Origin of the sequence: Paenibacillus sp. S150 (assembly GCF_019352175.1) — a bacterium.
Classification (GTDB): Bacteria; Bacillota; Bacilli; order Paenibacillales; family Paenibacillaceae; genus Paenibacillus_AQ.
Genome location: NZ_JACBYI010000019.1, coordinates 86,372 through 110,619, shown reverse-complemented (window position 1 = coordinate 110,619; position 24,248 = coordinate 86,372). Strand labels below are relative to the sequence as shown.

At 54.8% G+C, this 24,248-nt stretch carries 20 protein-coding genes; 18 read left to right on the top strand and 2 right to left on the bottom strand.

All coding sequences use genetic code 11. The features are described 5' to 3' along the window. The first annotated feature begins 521 nt into the window (after positions 1 to 521). From HYD27_RS17870 to HYD27_RS17800, 14 genes are all read left to right on the top strand, one after another. Entirely contained in the window at positions 522 to 758 is a 237-nt protein-coding gene (locus tag HYD27_RS17870; RefSeq protein WP_219217380.1) for an FAD-dependent oxidoreductase, read from the top strand. 392 nt (positions 759 to 1,150) lie between these two features. Then, positions 1,151 to 2,359 (top strand): FAD-dependent oxidoreductase, encoded by a 1,209-nt coding sequence (locus HYD27_RS17860; RefSeq protein WP_219217376.1) that lies wholly within the window; start codon positions 1,151 to 1,153, stop codon positions 2,357 to 2,359. Between the two features lie 511 nt (positions 2,360 to 2,870). Continuing rightward, a complete protein-coding gene (locus tag HYD27_RS17855; protein ID WP_219217374.1) occupies positions 2,871 to 4,244 on the top strand; it encodes an FAD-dependent oxidoreductase in 1,374 nt (457 codons plus the stop codon). Beyond that, positions 4,237 to 5,178 carry a carbohydrate ABC transporter permease gene (locus HYD27_RS17850; protein ID WP_309242087.1) on the top strand — a complete coding sequence of 314 codons (942 nt, stop codon included), beginning with the start codon at positions 4,237 to 4,239 and terminating at the stop codon, positions 5,176 to 5,178. Before HYD27_RS17855 ends, HYD27_RS17850 begins: the two co-directional genes overlap by 8 nt. Positions 5,179 to 5,202: 24 nt before the next feature. Beyond that, positions 5,203 to 6,039, top strand: coding sequence for a carbohydrate ABC transporter permease (locus HYD27_RS17845; protein ID WP_219217372.1), 837 nt, complete (start codon positions 5,203 to 5,205; stop codon positions 6,037 to 6,039). 138 nt (positions 6,040 to 6,177) lie between these two features. Further along, positions 6,178 to 7,521, top strand: coding sequence for an ABC transporter substrate-binding protein (locus HYD27_RS17840; protein WP_219217371.1), 1,344 nt, complete (start codon positions 6,178 to 6,180; stop codon positions 7,519 to 7,521). Between the two features lie 84 nt (positions 7,522 to 7,605). Further along, the gene (locus HYD27_RS17835) at positions 7,606 to 9,354 is read left to right on the top strand and encodes a sensor histidine kinase (RefSeq protein WP_219217369.1); all 1,749 of its coding nucleotides are present in this window, start codon (positions 7,606 to 7,608) and stop codon (positions 9,352 to 9,354) included. After that, positions 9,329 to 10,933 carry a response regulator transcription factor gene (locus tag HYD27_RS17830; RefSeq protein ID WP_219217367.1) on the top strand — a complete coding sequence of 535 codons (1,605 nt, stop codon included), beginning with the start codon at positions 9,329 to 9,331 and terminating at the stop codon, positions 10,931 to 10,933. Before HYD27_RS17835 ends, HYD27_RS17830 begins: the two co-directional genes overlap by 26 nt. Positions 10,934 to 11,049: 116 nt before the next feature. Beyond that, a complete protein-coding gene (locus HYD27_RS17825) occupies positions 11,050 to 13,146 on the top strand; it encodes a 3-keto-alpha-glucoside-1,2-lyase-like domain-containing protein (RefSeq protein WP_219217366.1) in 2,097 nt (698 codons plus the stop codon). 68 nt (positions 13,147 to 13,214) lie between these two features. After that, positions 13,215 to 14,000 carry a SurA N-terminal domain-containing protein gene (locus tag HYD27_RS17820; RefSeq protein WP_219217363.1) on the top strand — a complete coding sequence of 262 codons (786 nt, stop codon included), beginning with the start codon at positions 13,215 to 13,217 and terminating at the stop codon, positions 13,998 to 14,000. Positions 14,001 to 14,047: 47 nt separating this feature from the next. Continuing rightward, a complete protein-coding gene (locus HYD27_RS17815) occupies positions 14,048 to 14,299 on the top strand; it encodes a hypothetical protein (protein WP_219217361.1) in 252 nt (83 codons plus the stop codon). Positions 14,300 to 14,424: 125 nt separating this feature from the next. Then, a complete protein-coding gene (locus HYD27_RS17810) occupies positions 14,425 to 14,727 on the top strand; it encodes a HesB/IscA family protein (RefSeq protein WP_219217359.1) in 303 nt (100 codons plus the stop codon). A 41-nt stretch (positions 14,728 to 14,768) separates the two neighbouring features. Further along, complete coding sequence (locus tag HYD27_RS17805; RefSeq protein WP_219217357.1) at positions 14,769 to 15,008, top strand: YuzB family protein; 240 nt, start codon at positions 14,769 to 14,771, stop codon at positions 15,006 to 15,008. A gap of 250 nt (positions 15,009 to 15,258) precedes the next feature. Continuing rightward, positions 15,259 to 16,083, top strand: a complete 825-nt coding sequence (locus HYD27_RS17800; RefSeq protein ID WP_219217355.1) for an aldo/keto reductase — start codon at positions 15,259 to 15,261, stop codon at positions 16,081 to 16,083. A gap of 393 nt (positions 16,084 to 16,476) precedes the next feature. Here HYD27_RS17800 and HYD27_RS17795 read toward each other — a convergent pair whose 3' ends face one another. Then, entirely contained in the window at positions 16,477 to 17,616 is a 1,140-nt protein-coding gene (locus HYD27_RS17795) for a THUMP domain-containing class I SAM-dependent RNA methyltransferase (protein WP_219217353.1), read from the bottom strand. 196 nt (positions 17,617 to 17,812) lie between these two features. On the opposite strand from HYD27_RS17795, the gene HYD27_RS17790 reads away from it, so the two are divergent. Beyond that, positions 17,813 to 18,442: an O-methyltransferase gene (locus tag HYD27_RS17790; protein WP_219217351.1), complete on the top strand. Its 630-nt coding sequence runs from the start codon at positions 17,813 to 17,815 to the stop codon at positions 18,440 to 18,442. A 16-nt stretch (positions 18,443 to 18,458) separates the two neighbouring features. Here the strand turns inward: HYD27_RS17790 and HYD27_RS17785 are convergent, their stop codons facing one another. Continuing rightward, complete coding sequence (locus HYD27_RS17785) at positions 18,459 to 19,676, bottom strand: MFS transporter (protein WP_219217350.1); 1,218 nt, start codon at positions 19,674 to 19,676, stop codon at positions 18,459 to 18,461. A gap of 232 nt (positions 19,677 to 19,908) precedes the next feature. Here HYD27_RS17785 and hemE point away from each other — a divergent pair, with 232 nt between their 5' ends. The 3 genes from hemE to hemG are packed head-to-tail and all read left to right on the top strand — an operon-like array spanning position 19,909 to position 23,451. Next, positions 19,909 to 20,970 (top strand): uroporphyrinogen decarboxylase, encoded by a 1,062-nt coding sequence (hemE, locus tag HYD27_RS17780; protein WP_219217347.1) that lies wholly within the window; start codon positions 19,909 to 19,911, stop codon positions 20,968 to 20,970. Between the two features lie 46 nt (positions 20,971 to 21,016). After that, positions 21,017 to 21,973 carry a ferrochelatase gene (hemH, locus tag HYD27_RS17775; protein WP_219217345.1) on the top strand — a complete coding sequence of 319 codons (957 nt, stop codon included), beginning with the start codon at positions 21,017 to 21,019 and terminating at the stop codon, positions 21,971 to 21,973. Beyond that, complete coding sequence (gene hemG, locus HYD27_RS17770) at positions 21,970 to 23,451, top strand: protoporphyrinogen oxidase (RefSeq protein WP_219217342.1); 1,482 nt, start codon at positions 21,970 to 21,972, stop codon at positions 23,449 to 23,451. The genes hemH and hemG overlap by 4 nt, the downstream gene beginning before the upstream one ends. Positions 23,452 to 24,248: the final 797 nt, after the last annotated feature.

The window sequence follows — 24,248 nt, the reverse complement described above, 5'->3', positions numbered from 1 at the left end:
AACGGGCAGGTTCTCGGCCCTCGTCTGCGATTGCCACCGCAATTTTTTCTTTAGACACATCCAAACCGACGTATTTTATGGTATTCTTCATAGTAACAGCTCCTTTCGCATGTAGCTCTGAAATGGTTTCCACTTCCATTTTAACCTACGGTGTGCGAACAGGGGCTGCCTTTCGTTCATCATAACTTGGCTTCCCGCCTGGCTCCAGCAGCCAGCCTTACACCTGAAATGCAAACAGCTGCGCTGCCCGGTTAAGGACGGCGAAGCCGTTTCCACTTGAAAGAAAAGAATTTATATATCTCGCGCCATAAATTGGCCTTATCTTTCTCGCTGAAACGGATACCGTCCTTATAAGGATGGCGAAGCCGTTTCTGCTTGTTTCAGGATGATGCATAAAGGGTCAAAATAATGCACATCAAGGCGTATGAAAGCTATACCGTACTTCATAAATTCTCTTGCTGCAATAGGCTTCACAGGAGAATTGTGCTCTGGGCTTTGATTGCAGAAAGGGGGCAATAACGTTGAAGACGAAGACGGATATATACAACATAGCAGGAATTGAAACGGATATTTTGGTGGCCGGGGGAGGAATCTCGGGGGTGTCGGCAGCGCTTGCGGCTGCCCGGAATGGAGCGAAGGTTGTTCTGTGCCAAGACCGGCCGGTGCTTGGGGGCAATGCTTCTTCGGAAATACGGATGCATATTGTGGGGGCGGCCAACTCGAAGCGGGGAAAAGAACTTGAAACAGAGGCAAGGTAAGGCGGCATCCTTGAAGAAATCCTGCTGGAAAACGCCGTGCGGAATCCCCAGCGGAGCGCCTCCATGTTCGATCTGATCCTGTATGAGAAATGCAGAGCGGAAGCGAATGTCACATTGCTGCTGAATACTGCAGTGGTTGAAGCGGAGATGGAGGGGGGCGTATAGGCTCCGTCCTGGCTGTCCGCGAGAGCACGGAGCACCGTTTTCGGATAAGTGCAATGATCTATATGAATTGCACCGGAGACGGGCGGCTGGGCAAAGAGGCGGGAGCGCTGTAAAAGACCGGCCGGGAAGCTTCAAGCGAGCATGGAGAGACGCTGGCGGGCGGGCATCCCGATCCCTACCGGCAGGGCTCGTCCCTGCTGTTCACTACACGCGACATGGGCCGGCCTATGGGATTCATACCGCCTCCGTGGGCCCGGAAATTCTCCGAAGAGGATTTGAAATTCCGCAGCCATAGCACCTGGGAGTACGGCTATTGGTGGGTCGAGTTCGGCGGTATGCTGGACACGTTTGCGGACAATGAGACGATCCGCGATGAACTGCTGGCGATTATGCTCGGCGTCTGGGATCATATCAAGAACAGCGGCAACCATCCCGAATCGGAGAACTGGGCGCTCGACTGGTTCGGATTTGTTCCGGGAAAAAGGGAATCGCGCCGGTTTGTGGGGAAATATCTGCTGACGCAGGCGGACTTGGACCAGGCGGCTCACTTTGAGGACGTCATTGCGTATGAAGGCTGGCCGATGGACACGCATCCGCCTCAAGGGATAGATGCCAAGGACCTGAATTCCGCCCATCAGCCGTTTTCCCGGTATGTATACGGCATTCCGCTCAGGGCGCTGGTCAGCGCCAATGTGCAGAATCTGATGTTCGCCGGACGCAATATTTCGGCAACGCATATCGCCTTCTCCAGCACGCGGGTAATGGGAACATGCGCCGCCATGGGGCAGGGGGCGGGGACTGTGGCTGCGCTTGCCGTCCGGTCTGGCCGGACGCTGGATGAAGTATTGCCCGATACACAGCTCATTCGGCAATTTCAGCACCGGCTCTTGGAGCAGGACGCCTATTTGCCCGGCATCGCTCCTGCCAAGGACGCGTTATCCGCCATTGTCCGGTCTTCTTCGGAACAGCCCGACGGCCCTGCGGCCAATCTAACGGATGGCTATACACGTGCGATGCACGGGCCGGGCGGCGCCAGACCGGAGCTGGCCGTTCCCGGAACGCACCGCTGGATGTCGCAGCCGGGTGACCCGGCACCATGGATTGAACTGGAATGGACTGCTCCGGTGCCGGTCCGTGAGCTCGCAATCGTGTTCGATACGGGCATGCACCGCAGATTGACCCTGACCCATTCGGAGGAAGTATTTCAAATGATGGAATGGGGAGCCCAGCCGGAGACTGTTAAAGACTTCCGGGTAACGGCCTATTTTGCCGGGCCGGATGCTCCAATCCGTCAAGTGATACGCATCCGTGACAACTATCAGCGGCAAATCGCCCGTCAGGTGAACCTTGAGCATGTCGTTAAGCTGCGGATTGATATCGACGGCACCAATGGTCTGGATCATGCCCGCATCTTTGAAATTCGCTGCTGCCAATGAACGGCAGCCTTGATCCGCAGTGTAACATGGGGCCAACTGGATTTTGCTGAAAGACAGTATGCTGCTCCCCGTCTCAGGCCAACCGGGATATCGGTTGGCCTTTTTGGAATATAGTTTATACGCTTGGCACACTAAATGATCCTTCTATTTCTCGCTGAACCCGCCCCCGTTCCTTATAAGGACGGCTTAGCCGTTTCCACTTGAAAGATAAGAATTTATATGTTTTGGGGTCCCCGCAAAGTACCTGAGTCATCATCGAAGCCAAGTCCCCGCTTTGTGGGGTTATCTTGCCCGATCGCCTGATCACAAGAACCCTCCGAACCCGCAGCGGCTTTATTCGCAATGCTCCCAATCATTTAGGGCCGTCTCCCCGCCTTCAGGTCAAAATAATGCACATTAAGGAGTAGGAAGGCTATACCGTAATTCCAAAAGCCTCTTGCTACAATAGGTTTCATAGAAGAACGGCAGGTTGAGTGAGGCAAGGTTGGGCTGCCGGGAAAGAGAGGCTGACATGAATAGTTTTATGTTGAGAAGCAAGGAAATACCGTTGAATTCCTCTTTCGATGTTATCGTGGTAGGAGGCGGTCCGGCGGGTTGTACCGCAGCGGCTGCGGCGGCCCGGGAAGGCGCGCGCACGCTGCTGATTGAAGCGACCGGAAGCCTGGGCGGAATGGGGACCTCGGGTCTGGTTCCCGCCTGGTGCCCCTTCTCCGACAAGCAGCAAATAATCTACCGGGGACTCGCGGCCAGAGTGTTCGAGACACTGAAAGAGCAGATGCCGCATGTCAATGCGGATGAGCTGGACTGGGTTCCGATCGATCCCGAGAAGCTGAAGCGGGTATATGACGACCTGGTAACGGAAGCGGGTGCCAGTGTTTTGTTTTTGACAGCGCTGGCGGATGTGGAAAGAGATGAGGAAGGCAATGTCACGGCGATTGTTGTGCTGAACAAGGGCGGGCTGCAGGCCTTCCGGGCCAAGGTCTATGTCGATTGCACCGGCGACGGCGATGTCGCCGCATGGGCGGGGGCGGAATACCAGAAAGGGGATGAAGCAACCGGCGAGCTGCAGCCGGCGACGCATTGCTTCATTCTCGGCAATGTCGATGACTACGCCTATTTGAACGGGCAGAATTTGTACGCAGGCAACCCGGCAAGCCCAATACATGAAGTATTTCAATCGGGGGCATATCCGGAAATTCCGGACACTCACCTGTGCAATAATCTGGTCGCTCCGCGCGCCGTAGGCTTCAATGCCGGGCATCTGTGGGGCGTGGACAATACGGATACGTTCACCGTTTCGAGCGCGATGATCCAGGGCCGCAAGATGGCGGCTGCGTACCGGGACATGCTGGCGGCTGTTCAGCCCGCCGCTTTCGGCAACGCATTCGTGATGAGTACGGGCACGCTGATCGGAACCCGCGAATCGCGGCGGATTATCGGCGACTACGTGCTGACGGCGGAGGATTACATTGAACGTAAAAGCTTCAGGGATGAGATCTGCCGCAACAGCTATTTCCTCGATATCCACGGCACGAAGACGGAGCAGCAAAGCGGAGCAGGCTCCAGCCTGTCCATAACGCTCTATGGTCCGGGCGAATCGCACGGAATTCCATACCGCTGCCTGACGCCGAAGGGCCTGCGCAATGTGCTGGTGGCCGGGCGCAGCATTTCGTGCGACCGCCGGGTGCTGGGAAGCGTCCGTGTGATGCCGGTTTGCCTGGCAATGGGGGAAGCGGCGGGACTGGCGGCGGCGCTGGCTGCAGGTCAGACGGACAACGATGTTCACGCCGTGGACGTTGCCGCTCTGCGCAAACGGCTGAAGGAAGAAGGCGCCTACCTGCCGGATATCGGAGCAGAGGCTGTGGAGGTGGTTTCCGGTGAGTAGTGAGCAAGCCATTGCGCAGAAGACGGTTTCATCACCGAAGAAAATATACTGGACGCGTAAAAGACGGGAGCAATGGGCCGGGTGGATTTTTATCGCGCCTGAGGTAATCGGCATGATTATCCTTTCCGTGTTCCCGCTGCTGTTCAGCCTTTTTCTGAGCTTGACGGAATGGAATCTGGTCGGCGGACTGTCGGCCATCCATTTTATCGGGCTGGACAACTTCGTTAATCTGTTTAAGGATAATCATTTTATACTGGCGCTGAAAAATAATGTGCTGTTTACGGTTGGCACAGTGCCGCTGACCATGGTGCTGGGCATCATCCTTTCCGCTTTGATTCATAAGAAGCTGTACGGCAAGACGTTCTTTAAAGTGGCGTTCTTTATTCCTTATATTTGTTCGACGGTAGCGATTGCGGCGGTGTGGCAGGCGCTTTACCACCCTTCCAAAGGTCCGCTGAACCAGATGCTGATGCAGCTCGGAATGTCTGAGCCGCCGCGTTGGCTGGTCGACACAAGCTTTTCGCTGATTGCGATTATGGTCATTTATATTTGGCAGATCCTTGGCTACCAGATGATTATTTTTCTGGCGGGAATGACGAATATCCCGGAAGAACTGTATGAAGCTGCGACGATCGACGGAGCCACCGGCATGCAGCAGTTTCGGCGGATTACCGTGCCGCTCCTTGGGCCGACTACCTTTTTCCTGGCGATTACCAGCACGATTTCTTCCTTCAAAGTGTTTGACATGATCAAGTTCCTGACGAACGGCGGTCCCAACTATTCCAGTACGGTTATTGTGTATCAGATTTATGAGGCAGGGTTCGAGCGCTTTAAAATGGGGTATGCCTCAGCGATGTCCTGGGTGCTGTTCCTCATTATTATGCTTGTAACTTCTATTACGTGGATTACGCAGAGCCGGAAAGTTCATTATTAGTCCCAAGTGAAAGGAACCCATGCGATGTTACTCAAAAAAATAAAGGCAAGCAATCTGATTTTGACCGTTCTCTTCGCCGTGCTGTCCGTCTTTTTCCTGCTGCCGCTGATCTGGATGCTGTCCGCCTCCGCAAAAACGGAACTGGATGTCTGGACATTTCCGATTCAATGGATTCCGAAGGAATGGAATCTGGCCAACAATTTTAAAGCGGTATGGATGGGCGACGTTTCCTTCGGCTTATTCTACATGAACTCGATCAAGATCGCCTTGATTTCAACGCTGGCTACCATCATTATCTCTTCGATGGCCGGTTACGCCTTGTCCAAGCTGAACTTCAAGGGCAAGGGGATTGTGTTCAGCCTGATGCTTGCGTTCATGATGATCCCGGAGCAGGCGACGCTTGTGCCCCGTTATATTATGATCAAGGAACTCGGGCTGTACGACTCCCACGGCTCCCTGATTCTGATGGGCATGTTCTCCAGCTATTTCGCCTTCCTGCTGCGGCAGTTCATGGCAGGCATTCATAACGATCTGCTGGAAGCGGCCGAGCTGGACGGCGCCGGATTCTTCCGCATTTTCCGGAGCGTCGTGCTTCCGCTCAGCCGGCCGATTCTGGCAACGGTGGGGATTATTAAATTCATCTGGACCTGGAACGACTACCAGGGCCCGCTGATCATGCTGAACTCGACGAAGCTGTATACAATTCCGCTCGGCATGCAGTTCTTCCAGGAAGAATTCGGCACGCGCATTTCGGTCATGATGATGGCCGCCGTCGCGGCTGTCATCCCTCTGCTGGTGCTGTTCCTGGCACTGCAGAAGCAGGTCATTGAGGGGATCTCCATCGGCGGGGTCAAGGGCTGAGCGCATTTGGCCGGCGCCGGGCCAGGCTCAGGCCAATGTCAAAAATATCTACGCCTTTACCGCAATTCTGTACACGGTAAGGGCGGAGATGTGATAGTATAATGAGCCTGCAGCAACTATTACAAGGGGGAATTGATTTTGAAGAAAACATCATTATTGCTGATCTGTCTGTTAATGATCCTCTCCATTACCGCATGCGGAAGCAACAACGGCAACAATGCAGCTGCGACGAACGCGCCGGCAGCCGCCGAGCAGACGGAGCAGCCCGCAGGCAAGGAGAAGATCAAATTCTATACCTTCAAGGCGAGCAAGCCGGATGAACCGATCTATCAGGCCGTTCAGGCGTACAATGAGTCTCAGGACAAGGTGGAAGTGGAGTATGTCTCCCTTGTGCAGAACAGCGACAGCACGGATTTTATGAAGAAGCTGGACATTCTGATCGGGAGCGGCGAAGTGGTCGACGTATTCGCGACCGGTAACGAAGAAGAACTGCTCGAACGTGCTTCGCGCGGAGTCGTGGAACCGCTTAACTCGTTTTTTGAGCAGGAAAATTTGAAGCCTGAAGATGAATACAGCAAGCTGATCAAGCTGGACGGCAATATCTACGGCCTCCTGGTCAGCTCGACCCAATGGTTCACAATATTTAATCGCGAGCATCTGGAGAAGGCGGGTCTGCAGCTCCCTGAGATGGGCTGGACTTGGGATGACTTCCGCGAATATGCCAAAAAGCTGACGATGGACGGACATTACGGAACCTACTTCCACACCTGGGGCGAATACGCCAACATCATCGCGTATACCGAACGTTCGAATCCGCAGCTCGATGCCGAGCTGAACCCGATCTTCGATGATCCGTCCTTCAAGTATTTCTTCGAACTTCGCCGGGTGATGGAACAGGAAGACAAAAGCGTGGAACCGTATGCGGATGTGCTGGCTTCAAATTACCATGTGCTGCAGCAATTCTTTGCCGGGAACGCAAGTATGCTGGCCGTGCCAAGCTATGCGGTAAGAGCCGGTCTGAATCTGGAGAAATTCCCGCACGACTTTCAAATGGTCTATGCACCGGTACCCCGTTCTGTGGATTCGAGTGAAATGGGCATGACCAATATTGCCGGCGGCGGCATGGCGATCGGTGCGAAATCGGAGCATAAGCAAGCGGCGTACGATTTCGTAAGATGGATGTCGAAAGAGGCTTCCAGTTATACGCAAGAAATCCCTGCCTACAAAGGTGCCGACGGCGCTGCGCTGATTAACGAATTCTTCAAGGAAAACGGGGATCTGATTGATACCGAATCCTTGGCAAATACGCTCTTTGATCCGCGCAACAAAATGCCGGATGCCTTCAGCGTGCCTTACGGCTCCGAGCTGAAAACAATTGTCGAAAACGGCTTCTCCAGCTATATGCTTGATAACCTGAGCTTTGATGAAGTGAAGGCCGGGATGACGGAGGAAGTGAAAAAAGTCGTCGAGGCTAACAAGTAGCAAATAATGCCAGGCAATTTGCGGCGGCAAGGGATTATAATGCAGGAGTAATCATGGAATCTAAAAGACAAGGATGATCTCCTCATGGAATGGCTAAGCCGATTTTCTTTTCACCGCAAACTGCAGTTTTCGTTCTTAATTCTTATTCTGCTGCCTTTTATCGCGGTAACCTTCTGGTCGTATTCTTCTGTGAAGCAAAATGTAAGCGATAAGCTTGCCCGCTCCAATGAGGAGACGCTTACTGTCATTGCGAATCAGATCGGCAAGACCATTGACAGCATCTCCTTTGCTTCGGTCTACTTCGCGCAAAGCTACAATCCTGATATTTTGCAAAGCTTCCGGTATCTGAAAGATGCCGAAAGCTTTGCCGATTTCGAAACCTATGCCCATTATTCCCGGCTGAAGTCCATGGCGGATATTTTGGCGGTGCAGTCCATGGATGCCAATCTGAAGATGATAATCGTCAACCGTGAGCAGAAAATTATCATGGGCGATGGATCGGCACCTGTCTTCTCGGCGCTTACGGAGCAGTTTCTGAGGGAAAGCGGCAGGCTTGACGAGAATGAAACGACGGCACTGCAGTGGTTTCCGTCCGGCGAAGCCCAATTTGCCCCGGAATATTATTATGCCTCCCGTTTTATTATCGACCCGCGCAATCATGAGAAGCTGGCGACGCTGTTCATCGGGATTCCCAAAGCTTATTTTCACAGTCTGCTGGACACCGGCAATCCTGATATCGTCTTTTCGCTGACCGACCGTACAGGTGAGATTATTGCCCTTAAGGGCGGGAATGAAGCTTCGGCTGCGGGCGGCATGCTGGTGAGCAAGGTCTCCATTCCCACGGCAGGCTGGGTGCTTTCCGGCCAGACGCCGCGCCGTTTCATTGAAAGTCATATCAACCGGGAATTTTTGGTATCGCTTTCAGTGGTTGGATTGTTTTTTCTGGCCTTTTTGATTCTTTCCATGCTCTGGGCAGGGCATGTCAATAAACCGATCAGCCTGCTTCGCGCAAGCGTCAAGCAGTACGTCGGAGGAAAGCGGGATGTCAGGATTCCGGTAAAAGGCAAAGACGAGGTAGCGGTTCTCTCCGCCGCATTCAACCAGATGCTGGACGATATCAACGGGCTGCTGCACCAGGTGGAAAGCGAACAGGAAGAGAAGGGGCTGCTGGAGCTTCAGGCGTTGGCTGCACAGATCAGGCCGCATTTTCTGCTGAATACGCTGAATTCGATTAAAGTTGATCTGCTGCTTGGGGGAGACCAGGTCCACGGCTCGATGATCGATGCGCTGATGAAGCTGCTCCGGGTATATATTCATGTCGACAAACCGCTCGATCTGGCTGAGGAGTGCAAGGTGCTGGGGAGCTACGTGCAGGTGATGCAAATCCGCAACCGGCTGGACATTCAATTTGAGTGTGTGCTTGACAAAGGCACCGATGCGGTCATGCTGCCAAGACTTCTGCTGCAGCCCGTTGTGGAGAACGCGATCAGCCACGGCTTCTCCTCCCGTCCCGCAGCTCCGTCCATTTTGCTGGAGGCGTCTTTTGACAGCAATCTGCTGGTGATCAGAATCAGCGATAATGGCCGGGGCATGCCGGAGGACAAGCTTCAGCGCCTGAACCGCAGGCTGCTCGGGACGGAGGATGAGACGCTGTGGCCCGAAAAGGGAGTAGGACTGATTAACACGGCACGCCGGCTGCAGGTGCTGTACGGCTACAGGGCGCGTCTGACAGCGGAGGCGCGTGCTGGCGGCGGCATGACTTTTACGCTGCACATCCCGGTGACGAATGACAAGGAGGCAGTTCCCCATGATGACCCTGATGCTGATAGATGATGATGTCCCTATGCTGGAGTACGTGGAGTATTTACTGGGGCCGCTTGGGCTGGAGCTTCAGCTCGTGGCTACAGCTTCAGGCAGCGAGGAGGCTTTGGAGCGGTTCCATACGGCATTGCCGGACCTCGTAATCATCGATATTGGATTGCCGGGCATGGACGGGCTGGAGCTGGCGGAGGCGTTCCGCATTACGAAGCCGGAGGTGCGCCTTGTCTTTTTGACCTGCTTTGAGGATTTCCATTATTCCAAGCGGGCCATCCAGCTGGAGGCCGATGACTATCTCATTAAGGATGAGCTGTCCCCTGAACAGCTGAAGGCCACTCTGAGCAAGGCAATCAGCCGTTTCCGCAGCCATGAGGAATTGCTGGAGAGGTACTCGTTCCGGCAGGCGATTGAGCGCAATAAGGAAGTGCTGAAGCAGAGCTTTCTGAAACAGCTGCTGTCCGGTGCGGAGGATCGGGAGAATACCTTGCTTTTTGGAGAGCGTTTGGGGATTTTCTGGAAGCTGCCCTATTTCCGTCAGGGGTTTCTGCATATCGATGCCGCTTCGGCAACCGAGCGTTACCGTTACAAGGATCTGCCGCTGATTCACTTTGCCGTAAATAACATTGCGCTGGAATTGTCCGCCGGACAAGGCTCCATTACACCGATTATGACCAAAGACGCCGATATTTTTCTGGTCTGGAATGTTGCAGGCCCGGAGCATCCGGAGCATGGGCTGGCTGATTTCATGGAATCCGTACGCCAAAAAGCGGAGCAGTATCTGAAGATCACTGTGCGGGGCTTCTATTCCGGGGCTGCGGCATCAGTCCGGCAGTTTGACGCTTTGTACCGGGCGCTTGCGGAATCCCGCGATGCCAATTTCTATCATGCTGCGGTGCCGGTTGCCGCGCTGGAATCCCGTTCCGCTTTCCGGCAGACAACGGAATGGAAGGGGGATAAGGCGCGGAGCATGCTGTCTCTGGCGCTGGAGGAATACAATGCCGCCTGGATTGATCTGGCTGTCAATCAATGGATTCACCAGGTTTCTGAGGATAAGCTGCTGCCGCGTCTCGTGAAGGAAATCTGCGGCCATTTTGTCCGCCAGATGGCCTTTGAAGCGGGCGCACAGGCAGAGGAGGAATTCTTCACCCAGCTGGAGCAGACGGTCCATATCGATGAGGCAGCCCGTTTGACCAAGCGGGAGCTGCGGAATCTGTGGAGGCAGCACACGCTTGCGCCGGTCGTCGCCGAGGAGAAGGACCTCCGGCTGCAGGCGGTGGACAGCTTCCTGGAGGAGCATGTCGACCGGATGGTGACTTCGATCGATATGGCGGAGCATCTGCACCTGAATGCCAGCTATTTCTCCAGATATTTCAAAAAGCTGGCCGGCGTCAATTTCACCGATTACGTCAACCAGTACAAAATGAATATGGCAATCACCATGCTGGGACGCCCGAACGAAACGGTGGAGAATGTGGCTTACACCCTCGGCTTCTCCGACCGTGCTTATTTTTCCAAGGTATTCAAGAAATACAGCGGCAAAAGTCCCAGCGGGTATAAAGCGCAGCGAACGGAAGGCGGAGAGCCTGACGAATGAAAAAAATCATCATGTCGGCATCGCCGCATACAACGCTCCGCTCCGGCTATCAGGCGGGGCCGGCGGCAGAATTTAATGTAAACGCTTTAATTAATAATATTGGGGAGTGACCGGTTATGAAAAGAAAAGTAAGACTGCATAGAATGACTTTGCTGGGGATCATCGGATTCCTGCTGTTCAGCCTGATTGCCGCGGCTGCGGGTCCTGTTGCAGAGGCCGCGGGAACCACTTATTACGTTGATTCCGCCCTTGGCAGCGACAGTTCCCCTGGCACGAGTGAAGGAGCGGCCTGGAAGACGCTGGCGAAGGTGAATACGGTCACCTTCAGCCCCGGTGACCGCATTTTGCTGAAAGCGGGAGGCGTGTGGAGCAATGAGTATCTGGATGTGCATGGCTCCGGATCGGAAGGGAATCCCATTACTGTGGATCGTTACGGCACAGGGGCGAAGCCGCTGATTCATTTCGGCAATACCTCTGTTGGCGGCGAAGGCTTTGGGGTCCGGCTTCGCAATGTTTCGTACTGGGAAATCAATAACCTGGAGATTACCAGCGGCGAGCAGCCTACGGATATGAGAAGAAACGGCGTTCTGGTTGTCGGGGAAGGAACGGGTGCGGGCAGCTTCCGGCACATTTATATCAAGAATCTGGATATCCACGATGTCTTCGGCACCGACCGCAGAACCGGCGGCATCAATTTTCATGCCAGAGGCACCAATACGGCGGCGGAGAGCACCTGGGATGATATCCTGATCGAGAACAACACCGTTATAAACGTGGCCGATACGGGCATCCAGACGATGACCGACGCTTTTTCGAACAGCGCCTGGCTGCATAAATTCGATGCGTTCCGCAATGTGGTGATCCGCGGCAATTATGTGGAGAAGATACACCGTGACGGCATTCTGGTCAGAGCAGGCGTATCCCCGCTGATCGAATACAATACGACGAGCGCAATAGGCGAAGCCTGCGATGTGAATACGGCGGTTGTGAGCTACCTGGATTCGATTGCCGTGGTCGCGGCCCAGTGGGCGTATTATACAACCGGTGCCGTGTTCCAGTACAATGAGGCGTTTGATACCCGCAAGCTTGAAGGGGACGGCCAGCCCTGGGATTTCGACGTCGAGGTGCGCGACAGCATATATCAGTACAATTACAGCCATAACAACGAGGGCGGCACGCTTCTGGTCATGAACAATACGGATAACAATATCTTCCGCTACAACATCAGCCAGAACGACCTGGACGGCAACGGGGCATTCCATTTAACCAGCGGCGGAGGAAATCTGTATGTCTACAACAATGTTTTCTACCGTTCGGGAACCCAGAACCGGGCGCTTACCCATGCCAGCAATACGGGGATGGCTTACTATACGAATAATATTTTCTATAACGGAGCGGGCGGCCAGTATACCAACAGCCCCAGAATGACCTATTCCCACAACAGCTTCTACGGACTCAACTCAAGCGTTCCGAATGATCCCTACGCAATAATCGGCAATCCCGGGTTCGTCAGCCCCGGCACGGCGGCAGGCCGGACTGCGGCAGACGGCTACAAGCTTGCGGCTTCCTCTCCGCTGATCAATGCCGGAACAGCCGTTGCGGACAGCGGAGGCAAGGACTTCTTCGGCAACCCGCTGAATAGCGGCGCTCCGGACATTGGAGCATTCGAGTATCAAGGTGCGGTTCCACAGCCGGCCACGCTGTATCTGGAGGATTTCGAGGATAGCAGCTTCAGCGGCTGGACAACCTCCGGCGGCGCCTGGAGTGTGACGGACGACGGCTCGAAGGTGTTGTCCCAGAGCTCTACGGCAGGTGAAGCCCTGGCTTATGCGGGGGATGCCTCCTGGAGCAGCTACACTTATTCCGCAAGGCTCAAGCTGCTGACGGCTTCGGGCAACGCCGGACTGCTGTTCCGCTATGCGGATGCCTCCAACTATTATATGTTCAGATTGAATGATGCGGGGGACAAGGCGGAATTGTACAAAAAAACCGCCGGCACCCTGACGCTGGTCGGCAGTGCGAATACGACCGTAACGCCCGGCCAGTGGGTTCAGTTGAAGGTGACAATCAGCGGCAACACAATTACAGCCTATGCCGGCGGCGTTCAAGTGCTCCAGTGGACCGATGCGGGGACGCAGCCGGCCGGAGGCAAAATCGGCCTCCGGATGCATTCAAGCGCCGCGCTGGCCGATGATGTCAAGGTTACTGAATGAAGTGAAAAGATGTTCCGGCAGCCCTTCGGCAGAAGGCGGTTATTATCGGCAAACAGGAGGAATATGAGATGCTGCAGCGGCTAAACCGAATACAGGCCTGTACCGCCATAATATCCGTTGCAGCTGTTGTCATACTCTTTGTCTTTGGAGGCCATACCTTTCTGGGAGACAGCCCGACTGAACCTGCACAGGCTGAAGGATGGGGGGCTCAAGGGGATTCAGGCGCCGCGTCAGTGGCGAGTGTGAACGGAATACCCGTAACGCTGAAGGAATTCCTGGCCCGGATGCCCGGCCAGCGGTCAGCAGCGCTCTCTTACTACCAGCAGGCCTATGGCTGCGATACGGGAGCGGCAGGCTTCTGGACCAGCCCCTGCGGCGGTGAAATTCCGCTGCAGAGGCTGAAGCGGATGACACTGGATGAGCTTGTGGAGAACAGGGTCCGGGAATTGGCGGCGCAGGAGGCCGGGCTGGACTGCCCTGTCGGCTATGATGCCTTTCTCGCGGCTTGGAAAGCCGAAAACAGGCAGCGCAGCCGGCGGCTGGCCGAAGGCGGGGTGGTATACGGGCCGCGGGAATACAGCGAACAGGTCTATTACCGCTACCTTGCATCTGTTACTGCAAATGATCTGAAGCGGTGGCTGGCCGGGCGCGATGGACCGTTTGCGGAGAAGCTGCTGCGGGAAGAATACGCCAAACGCATGCCGGGGCAAAGCGGCTCCGCTTCTTTTGACGAGGTTCGGGAGCAGTTGGAGCGGTTGCTGGAGGATGAACGGTATGATCTCTGGCTCGCAGCGCTTAAGGAGCAGGCGGAAGTGAAGGTAAATAAAACGGTGTATGACGCAGCCGCAATTTGATATAAAGGCGTTTTCTTGGTTTGAGGTACATTCTTAGGAGGACTGTCATGAAACTGAGAAAACTGCTTTCATTGAAGCGATGGTCCCATATTTTCCGTGGCTCCTGGCAATATGTTATTTCGCGGGATGTGGCTGTGGCGGACAAGCTGCTGTTCACGGTGCCGGTGCTGCTGTACTGGGTGCTGCCCGATTTCATGCCGTTTCTGCCGATAGACGATATCGGGGTGACCATGCTGCTGATGGGCTGGTTCGTCTCGCGGATGGACCGCAAATACCCGGCTCTTAAGGCCGGAAAATGAGGGTTCAGAGAAGCTTTGGCGCTTCTTCCTGATCTATTTCACCAATATAGTTGCTTTTACAGGCTGATTTCCTTAAAATAAATTATTGAGTATTTAAACTATAGATGTCTGGGAGATGGATGAGGATGAACGTCAAAATTACCCGCAATGCGGCTAAAGTGATAAAGAAAACGATGGAGCTTGAAGGCAACAGCGAGCTGAAGCTGCGTGTAGCCATTACACACGCCCACGGCGATCATGCCCATTACGGCCTTGACCTGGACACGCCCAAAGAGAATGATGTCGTTGTATCTACAGATAAAGATATTGATGTGATCCTTGACCCGAACCAGCCGCTGCTGGACGGTGTGAAGATTGACTATCTGTACTTCCCGGAAGAAGGCTTTGTCATCACTAATCCGTCTAAAGGAAATCATGGCGATCACTAATTGCTCGCCCGTATTTTACGGACATAAAGAAGGGTTGCTCCATGGCTAACGATATACGCATTTGCGACGAATGCAATCATATTAAGATGAAAAGCATCCTCCCCAAGCTGCTCAAGATGGCGCCCGACGCCGAGATCAAGACCGGATGCATCTCCTATTGCGGGCCTTGCGGCAAACGGCCGTTTGTCTATATCAATGGGCGGTATATCAGCGCCCCGACTGAGGATGAGGTAATCGCCAAAGCCCAGGCTTTTGTGAAACAGCCCGTCGCCAAGGGATAGGAACAGCTGTTGACAGCAATACCTCCGCGAAAGAGGCGCGGGGGTTATTTGCTTTTTTCGAAAACTAAGAAAGTACCTGCTCCCCGCTGTCCGTTGTCCTTCTGTTTCCCGCTGAAACGGATACCGCGCTTAAAAAGGACGCGAAGCCGTTTCCGCTTGGCGGCCTGGCGGTTTGGGTTTGCCCAGAGGCACATGATATAATGGCAATGTTCTCAAAATCAGATAGATACATAGGAGGTAATGAAGCGAAATGAAGCATATTGCCGATGGAACGATTCTGAATAACGGGATTGCCATGCCCCGGTTTGGACTGGGCACCTACAAAGCAGAGGGCGAAGAGGTCGCCAAGGCTGTAACAGTTGCGCTGGAGCTGGGTTACCGGAGTATTGATACCGCAGCGGTATACGGCAATGAAACAGAGGTGGGGCGCTCGATTGCCGCAAGCGGCATTGCCCGGGACAGCCTGTTCGTAACGACAAAGGTATGGAATTCGGATCAGGGCTACGATGAGACTCTGCGGGCATTCGAAACCAGCAGCAGGAAGCTGGGGCTGGATGTCATTGATCTGTATTTGATCCACTGGCCGGGCACTGACAAATATAAGGCCACCTGGCGCGCACTGGAACGGCTGTATGCCGAGGGGCGCGTGCGGGCTATAGGAGTAAGCAATTTCCAGATTCACCATCTGGAAGAATTGCGCAAGGACAGTGAAACGGTGCCTGCCGTGAATCAGGTGGAGCTGCATCCGCGTTTTATCCAGAAGGAGCTGCATGACTACTGCGCCGCCCGCCAGATTCAGATTGAGGCCTGGGCGCCGCTGATGAAGGGCAGACTTCAGGACAACGGGCTGCTGCAAGGCATTGCACAACAACACGGCAAATCGGTTTCCCAGGTCATTTTGCGGTGGGGGCTGCAGAACGGTATTGTGGTTATTCCGAAATCGGTCACCCCGTCGAGAATTAAGGAAAACAGCGAAATCTTTGATTTCGAGCTGTCGCCGGAAGAGCTGGCTGCAATCAGCGGATTGGATGCCGGTGAACGCATTGGCACCGATCCGGACAAGTTTTTGTTCTAGAGGGCAGGCGCTTAAGCTCTGCCGTCTACGTTTGCCATCTGAGGGGCAACTGCAACGCCAGTGTAAATATATTCTACAAGTTGAACTTGAAATTTTTCGAATCGCTGCAAGCAACTGGAATAGAACATTTTTGACTATCAGGTTTAAATAATATAACGCTGCAAAAAACCTGGCATAAGAAGATAAATGCATGCATGTAAGAGGTTTTTCCGTATTTATTGGACCTGCTTTTTGGAATTTAGTTTATGTTTTATGCAACGCTAGTGTATCTTTTACAGTTAGTGCCGTTTAAGACTGAACTCACGGAACCCACGGAACAAAAGAAACGGACATTTCCCGGTAAGGGGGATGTCCGTTTCTTTTCAGCGAATATACCCAGCCGCTGGGCCGGCTTTATTCCTTATTGCGCGGCGGGAGGGGACCCAGGTATTGATAATACTGGCACTCGATCCGTCCGTTGTAGAGCTTGCGCCGCTTGTCCGCCTTGCGTCCGTAGAGCTGCTCGAATTCTTTGTGCGGGCTGATGGCGAAAAAGGACCAGGTCGGCAGATACAGCATCATTTCGCCTAACTGGCGGGTCAGCCGCCCGACTTCCTTGTCGTTGCTGATCCGCTCGCCGTAAGGCGGATTGGTAATAATGCAGCCGTATTCGCCCTCCGGTCTGGCCTTGGCGGCAGCGAGAGCTTTGAAGGTAATCTCCCCGGCAAGGCCGGCGCTCTTGGCAGCGGCTTCGGCGATTTCAATCGCCGCCGGATCAATGTCGCTGCCGGTCAGCTGCAGCGGGTAGTCGTCGCGCACGGCGTCGAAGGCTTCCTCGCGTGCTTCTTCCCAGAGGCGCTGCGGAATCTCCGGCCAATGCTCGGACGGGAACGAGCGCCGCAGACCGGGCGCGATGTTCCAGGCGATCATCGCCGCTTCGATCAGCAGCGTACCGGAGCCGCAGCACGGATCGTACAGCGGCCGGTGGCCGTTCCAGCGGCTGAGCTGGATCAGTGCGGCGGCCATCGTTTCCTTCAGCGGCGCTTCCGTAGCCTGCCGGCGGTAGCCGCGTTTATGCAGCGCGGGGCCGGTGGTGTCCAGTGTGATGAGTGCGGTATCATTCAACAGAATCACTTCCACCAGATAACGGGGACCGTTCTCCGGGAACCATTCGGTCCGGTACGAAAGCTTCAGCTTTTCGACGATGGCTTTCTTGACAATTCCCTGGGAGGCGGGTACGCTGGTAAGCTGGGATTTATGCGACCGTCCCTCTACGGGGAACTCTCCATTCTCGGGAATCCAGTCCTGCCAGTCGATGGCCTTGACGCCTTCAAACAGTTCATCGAAGGTTCTGGCCGGGAACTGGCCCATTTTCACAAGTATACGGTCAGAGGTCCGCAGCCATAAATTGCAGCGGCAAATGTCGATATAATCTCCGCTGAATAATACACGGCCGTTCTCGACAGTAGTCTCATAACCCAGTTCGTTCAATTCACGTGCTACGACAGCCTCCAGCCCCATGGGGGCGGTGGCGATCAATTGTAATTTGCCCAAATGCGCTCAACTCCGTTTAACTTGTAGATAAATACACACAGCCTTTACAATAGGTGAAGCAGTGCTTCACGGATTCCATATGCGGCTTGCCTATCAAGTATAGGGGAATGGGGGGCGCAGCACAATGCCCGCCCTGCCGCATATGTACCGCATGAGGATCAAGTAAACAGTACAAACCAAAATAAGGAGAATACCGATGCCCAATCAGGAAGAATACAGTGAACAGCTATATACAGAAGACGAGCTGCTGCTGAAGGTTAAGCGGACGATAAAGGACAGCGGCATGCCCGAGGTATCCATTGCGCCAGGGTATGGACGGCTGCTGACGATGCTGGTGGCGATGTCAGGCTCCACCCGCATCCTGGAGATCGGCGCTCTCGGCGGCTACAGCGGCATCTGCCTCTGCCGGGGCCTCAGCTCCGGAGGGCGGCTGACATCGCTTGAGCTGAAGACCGACTATGCCGAGCTGGCCGGGCGGCACCTGGAAGAGGCCGAATTCGGCGGAGCAGTGGAATACAGGCTCGGTCCCGCGCTGGACAGCCTGAAGCTGCTGGAGGCGGAGGGAAGAACCTTCGATTTCTTCTTTATTGATGCCGATAAAGAGAACTATCCGAATTATCTGGAGTATGCCATACGGCTCGCAGTGCCTGGTGCAATTATCGCCGGAGATAATATTTTTCTGCGCGGACGCACGCTGAATGCCGGGAAGAATGGACCCGCTGTACAGGCCATGCGCCGCTTCAATGAGATGATTGCCGGTGACGGGCGGCTGACAAGCACGCTGCTTCCCGCCTACGACGGCCTGGCGCTGGCCGTTGTGAAGTGAGCCGTGCACCTGCGTATCAGCGGAATAACCGCGGGGCGGCCCCTTTATACAGCTTCAGCCGCACCCAGACTGTATTGACCAGGAGGAAGCCGCCGGAAATGAGGAACAGGCCTTCGATGCCGATGTAGCCGGATAAAAAACCGCCGATGACCGCGCCAAGCATGTTGCCGAGAGCCAGCATGCTGCTGTTGAAGCCGAAGGCCCGGCTCTCTTTGCCGTCCGGCGTATAGGAGCGGATCAGGGCATTGACGCTCGGCAGCAGGCCGCCCATGAAGACACCCATCAGAAAACGGACGATAATCAGCTGCCAGGTGGTTGTCACGAAGGCTTGCGGAATGATAAACAGCGCAGCGCCGATCAGCGCATAGGTAAGAATCCGGTGAGCGCCGACCTTGTCGCTCATCTTGCCAAGCAGGGGCGAGGCAAGCATGTTGGAGATGCCGGTAACGGCGCTGACCACCCCGGCCCAAAAAGCGATGTCCACAGCGGTGCCGTTCAGCTTCTCCACATAGAGCGGGAGCAGGGTCATCGGGGCGATCATGGCAAACTGCAGCAGGAAGGTTACACCGAACAATGCAGGCAGCTGCGGGACCTTGGCCAGCTCCTTGAAGCCCGCAAGCACGGAAACCTGCGGCACCTGCGCAGCTTCGGCACGGTCGAATTTTTCTTTGACGAGAAACAGGGCCAGCAGGGAGGCGGCGAACAGCAGCGCACCCACAATATAAAAGATCGGGCGGTACCCGATCCAGTCGGCCATAGCCCCGCCAATCAGCGGGCCGAGTATGGTTCCGGCTACGGAGCCGGATTGCATCAGCCCCATGGCAAAGCCCATGCGGGCTTTCGGCGTATTGCCCGAGACAAGCGCAATGGAAGCCGGATTGAAGCCGGAAATGGTGCCGTTGAGCAGCCGGAGCAGCAGCAGCTGCATAGGGGTCTGGGCGAAGCCCATCAGCACGATGACAATGGCCATGCCGAAGCTGGAGCGCAGCAGCATAATTTTGCGTCCGTATTTGTCGGCCAGCTTGCCCCACAAGGGCTGGAACAGGAACGAGGTCATGAAATTTGCGGCAAAAATAAGTCCGGCCCATAAACCGAGCGCATTGCCCTGCACGCCCAGGTCTTTGGCCAGATACAAGGTCAGGAATGGGGTGATCATGGTCATTCCGGCATTGACCAGAAATTGGCCGAACCAAAGCACGATGAGGTTGACTTTCCACGTCTCCCAATTCTTCAAAGTGCTTCCACTTCCTTTCTGGGGATTCAAGGGTCAAGAGTTCTCGAAAAAAGACATTCTATCAGTATACCATAGTTTTTAAGAAGGCCGATGCAATACTTATCATGGTAATGTCATGGGATTGTCATTCCCTTGGGGATGCGGCGGTTGTTCCGAACTTTTAAAAAGAGCATAATAAAGGATAAGCGTTTACCTGATATTCTATCAAACAAAAACTAATGGAGATCTTATCATGACCTACAACGACACTTTTATCCGCGCCTGCAGGAAGCAAGACACGGAGCACATTCCCGTATGGTACATGCGGCAGGCCGGCCGGTACGATCCCGAATACCGTAAAATCAAGGAAAACTACTCGCTGCTGGAGATCTGCGGGCAGCCGGAGCTTGCGGCAGAGGTCACCATGATGCCTGTGCGCAAGCTGGGTGTGGATGCGGCCATTCTGTACTCCGACATTATGAATCCGGTTGCTTCCCTCGGGGTGAAGTTCGACATCGTCAAGAACATCGGTCCCGTCATAGAGAATCCGATCCGCAGCGCGGCCGATGTGGACCGGCTGAAGCCCATTGATGTGGAGGGCGACCTCGGCCACATTCTGAAGACCATTGCCATTCTGGACAAGGAGCTGGAGGTGCCGCTGATTACGTTCGCAGGAGCCCCCTTTACCATTGCCAGCTATCTGATTGAAGGCAGGCCCTCCAAGAGCTATCACCGCACCAAGGAGCTGATGTACAGCCAGCCCGGGGTATGGTTTAAGCTGATGGATAAGCTCGGCGATATGGTGATTGCCTATTTGCGCGCTCATGCTGCGAGCGGAGGCAAAGCCTTCCAGCTGTTCGACAGCTGGGTCGGGGCGCTCGCTCCGCGGGATTTCGAGCAATATGTGCTGCCGACCATTTCCCGTATTTTTGCCGGGCTTGCGGATCTTGATGTGCCTAAGATCTATTTTCCCGGTGTCAGCTCTGGAGAGCTGCTGCCAAGCCTGACGAAGCTTGAAGCCGATGTGATCGGGCTGGACTGGCGCGTCAGCCTTGCTGAAGGCAGACGGCGTACCGGCGGAGGCTTTGCGGTGCAGGGCAATCTGGACCCTTATCTGCTGACCGCTCCAATGGAGCTGCTGAAGGAACGGGCCAAGTCCCTTATTGACGAAGGCATCCGTGAGCCGGGCTACATTTTTAATTTGGGGCACGGATTATTTCCCGAGGCCTCTCTGGACACGCTAAGGGAGCTGACGGAATATATCCATGATTATTCCCGTGAGGCGCTGAAGGAAGCGGGCCGGCCGCGTTGCTGATTACAATTCATTCGTTGTCCATTATCCGCAGAAAGGGATGAAATACGTGACTACAAAAATCGGTGTACTCGTTATGTCGTACGGCACTCCGGAAAGTCTGGAGGGAGTGGAGGCTTATTACACGCATATCCGCCGGGGCCATGCGCCTTCCGCAGAGCAGCTGAAGGAACTGAAGGACCGCTATGAGGCCATAGTCGGCGGGGTTTTTCCGCTCCGTGAGAACACGGACCGCCAGGTGGAGGGACTGCAGGCCGCACTGAACAGCGGTTCTGCCGGCGAAGAGGCGGAGTACGTCTGCTACCAGGGACTCAAGCACGCCAGCCCTTTTATTGAAGACGGTGTGGAAGCTATGGTGAAGGACGGCATCACCCAGGCTGTGGGTATTGTGCTTGCCCCGCATTATTCGGCTATGAGTGTCGGCACCTATATCAAGCGTGCCCGGGAAAAGGCTGAAGCCTGCGGAATCAATATGGCCTTCGTCGAGAGCTATCATCTTCATCCGGTGCTGATCGATGCGCTCAGCCGCAGAGTGTCGGCGAAGCTGGACCTGTTTGAGGAAACCGGTGCAGTGCGTGACGAGGTCCGGGTATTGTTCAGTGCGCACAGCCTGCCTGAACGCATTCTGTCCATGGGTGATCCGTACCGTGATCAGCTGCTGGCAACCTCCGAGGCCGTCGCCGGGAAGGCCGGGGTCAGCTCCTGGCAGTTCACCTGGCAGAGCGCCGGCCGCACAGCCGAACCATGGCTTGGACCGGACATTCTGGCAACGCTCCGCGGCCTTAGCGAGGCGCAGGTGAAGTATGTGCTGGTTGCTCCGGTCGGCTTCGTGTCCGACCATTTGGAGGTGCTGTATGACCTGGATATTGAAGCGCAGGCACTGGCCTCCGAGCTGGATATGCGGCTGATGCGGATTGATTCGCTTAACAGTGACCCGGCCTATATGTCCGTGCTCAGCGATGTGGTGCGCACTGCGGCCGGTCAGTTCAAGGTGGGACAGTCATGACCGGCACGGCCCGCAAAGTAGTGATTATCGGCGGAGGCCTCAGCGGCCTCAGCGCCGCTTTTTATGCCCGCAAATATTACAGGGAAGCCGGTATACAGCCGGATATCATTCTGGTTGAGAAGGACAAATGCCTCGGAGGCAAGATTGAAACGCTGCACCGCGACGGTTTTGTGATTGAGAAGGGGCCCGACTCGTTCCTGGCCCGCAAGACGGTAATGAGCGAGCTGGCGCAGGAACTGGAAATTGATCATGAGCTGGTGACCACCAATCCGAATGCGAAGAAGACGTACATACTGCAGCGGGGCAAGCTGCATCCCATGCCGGCCGGTCTGGTGCTGGGCATTCCCACAGAGCTGAAGCCGTTCCTGAAGAGCGGCCTTGTCACCTTTGGCGGCAAGATGCGGGCGATGCTGGATTATATCATCCCTCCCCGGCGCAGCACAGAGGATGAATCGCTCGGTGAGCTGATCGAACGGCGCCTTGGTACGGAGGTGCTGGAGAATATGACGGAGCCGCTGCTGGCGGGTATTTATGCCGGAGACATGCGCAAGATCAGCCTCCAGGCGACCTTTCCGCAGTTCGGCGAAGCGGAGCGGCGGTACGGCAGTCTGATCCGCGGGATGACGCTGGGACGGAAGCCGGCCGAAACGCATACCGGCACCCAAAAAAGCGCCTTTCTCACCTTCCGCAAGGGCCTCCAGAGCATTGTCCATGCCCTCATTCACGAGCTGCATGATGTGGAGCAGCGGACCGGAACGGGAGCGGCGGCGATAAATATCCGGGGTGGGGCGGACCTTGCTTCCCCGGCTCCGGAATCAGGCGGTTCCCCCCGCTATGAAGTGGTGCTGGACAACGGGGAGCGCCTGCCGGCGGATGATGTCTATGTCACCGTGCAGAATTTTGCCGCAGCGGGCCTGCTTCGGCCCCATGCGGATGTGTCCCCGCTGGACGATGTCAACTATGTATCGGTTGCGAATGTGGTGATGGCCTTTGCGAAGAAGGATATAGTGACCGAATATGACGGGTCCGGCTTCCTTGTTCCGCGCAAGGAAGGGCGCAATATTACCGCCTGCACCTGGACCTCCACGAAATGGCTGCACACCAGTCCCGATGACCGCGTGCTCCTGCGCTGCTATGTCGGACGCTCGGGCGATGAACAAAATGTTGAGCTGCCGGATGAAGCGCTGACTGAGCTGGTGCTTAAGGATCTGAAGGAGATCATGGGAATTGCCGTAAGGCCGATATTTACGGAAATTACCCGGCTGAAGCACTCCATGCCGCAATATCCGGTGGGGCATCCTGCCAGGATTGCCGGACTGCGCAGCGAGCTCGGCCGGAAGCTGCCCGGGGTATACGCCTTTGGCGCCGGCTACGACGGCATCGGCATGCCGGACTGCATCAAGCAGGCCAAGCTGACGGCCGAGAGTGCCGCCGGGCTTCTCAAGCGGACGCCGGAACCCGAAGCTGTACTTAAATAGAATAAACGGTGAGGTGCAGAAAGGCGCTTCACCGTTTTTGAAAGATAAGAAATTATCCTGAATTTCGAAAGTGAACTGAACCCATCCAGATCGGACAAGGGATAACCCCTCTTTTTCCTTCACCCATTGGGTGCAAGCTGTTTTTAGCAAGAAATCCCTTCGTGTAGAGCTTTTTAGAGGATTTGTGGATACTTACTTTCGAAATTCAGGTTTATATGTTTCACGCTATAAATTAGCCTTATCTTTCCCGCTGAAACGGATGCCGTCCTTATCAAGATTAAGGACGGCGAAGCCGTTTTGGAAATTATGAATTTCTTTTATTGCGGATCAGGCAGGCATAAAGCTGAGGAGCAGTTGAGATTCATGATAATCGTGCTGAACCTGCGGGTTCTGTGTTTTGGGCAGAGAGGAAGACGGGATTAGGGGGCTAATAGAGAGTATTACCCGGGAGTGCTAACGCCGGGGAAGGGAAGCGAAGTGGAATTAGTAAAACTAATTGGGCTGAAAAGCCTGCGGCAGAGGGAATAGTGGGAAAAAGGTAATTTAATTTCAGCATATTCCCCTGAAAAGGGGCGAAACGGATGGATTAGGTATCCTTTTTCCCACTAACGCTTGCGAAAAAGGGGGTGAAGAGAAATTTAAGTTCACTTTTTCCACTTGGGCTTACGACAGGTCTCGGCCAAAGTTCGGAGGGACTGGGGAAGCATAGCTTCACCCGGCTAATCGAACTGAAAGGCCCCGGACAACCTTGAACATGAAGGACAGCATAGCCGTTTGGTTCAAAGATAAGAAATTAT

Excerpts from the sequence above, each read along its gene's own strand:
- HYD27_RS17810 (WP_219217359.1), top strand. The coding sequence starts at position 14,425 with ATGAACGTCAAAATTACCCGCAATGCGGCTAAAGTGATAAAGAAAACG.
- HYD27_RS17845 (WP_219217372.1), top strand. The coding sequence starts at position 5,203 with ATGTTACTCAAAAAAATAAAGGCAAGCAATCTGATTTTGACCGTTCTC.
- HYD27_RS17820 (WP_219217363.1), top strand. The coding sequence starts at position 13,215 with ATGCTGCAGCGGCTAAACCGAATACAGGCCTGTACCGCCATAATATCC.
- hemE (WP_219217347.1), top strand. The coding sequence starts at position 19,909 with ATGACCTACAACGACACTTTTATCCGCGCCTGCAGGAAGCAAGACACG.
- HYD27_RS17855 (WP_219217374.1), top strand. The coding sequence starts at position 2,871 with ATGAATAGTTTTATGTTGAGAAGCAAGGAAATACCGTTGAATTCCTCT.
- hemG (WP_219217342.1), top strand. The coding sequence starts at position 21,970 with ATGACCGGCACGGCCCGCAAAGTAGTGATTATCGGCGGAGGCCTCAGC.
- HYD27_RS17835 (WP_219217369.1), top strand. The coding sequence starts at position 7,606 with ATGGAATGGCTAAGCCGATTTTCTTTTCACCGCAAACTGCAGTTTTCG.
- HYD27_RS17825 (WP_219217366.1), top strand. The coding sequence starts at position 11,050 with ATGAAAAGAAAAGTAAGACTGCATAGAATGACTTTGCTGGGGATCATC.
- HYD27_RS17830 (WP_219217367.1), top strand. The coding sequence starts at position 9,329 with ATGATGACCCTGATGCTGATAGATGATGATGTCCCTATGCTGGAGTAC.
- HYD27_RS17860 (WP_219217376.1), top strand. The coding sequence starts at position 1,151 with ATGGGATTCATACCGCCTCCGTGGGCCCGGAAATTCTCCGAAGAGGAT.
- HYD27_RS17800 (WP_219217355.1), top strand. The coding sequence starts at position 15,259 with ATGAAGCATATTGCCGATGGAACGATTCTGAATAACGGGATTGCCATG.
- HYD27_RS17790 (WP_219217351.1), top strand. The coding sequence starts at position 17,813 with ATGCCCAATCAGGAAGAATACAGTGAACAGCTATATACAGAAGACGAG.
- HYD27_RS17815 (WP_219217361.1), top strand. The coding sequence starts at position 14,048 with ATGAAACTGAGAAAACTGCTTTCATTGAAGCGATGGTCCCATATTTTC.
- HYD27_RS17805 (WP_219217357.1), top strand. The coding sequence starts at position 14,769 with ATGGCTAACGATATACGCATTTGCGACGAATGCAATCATATTAAGATG.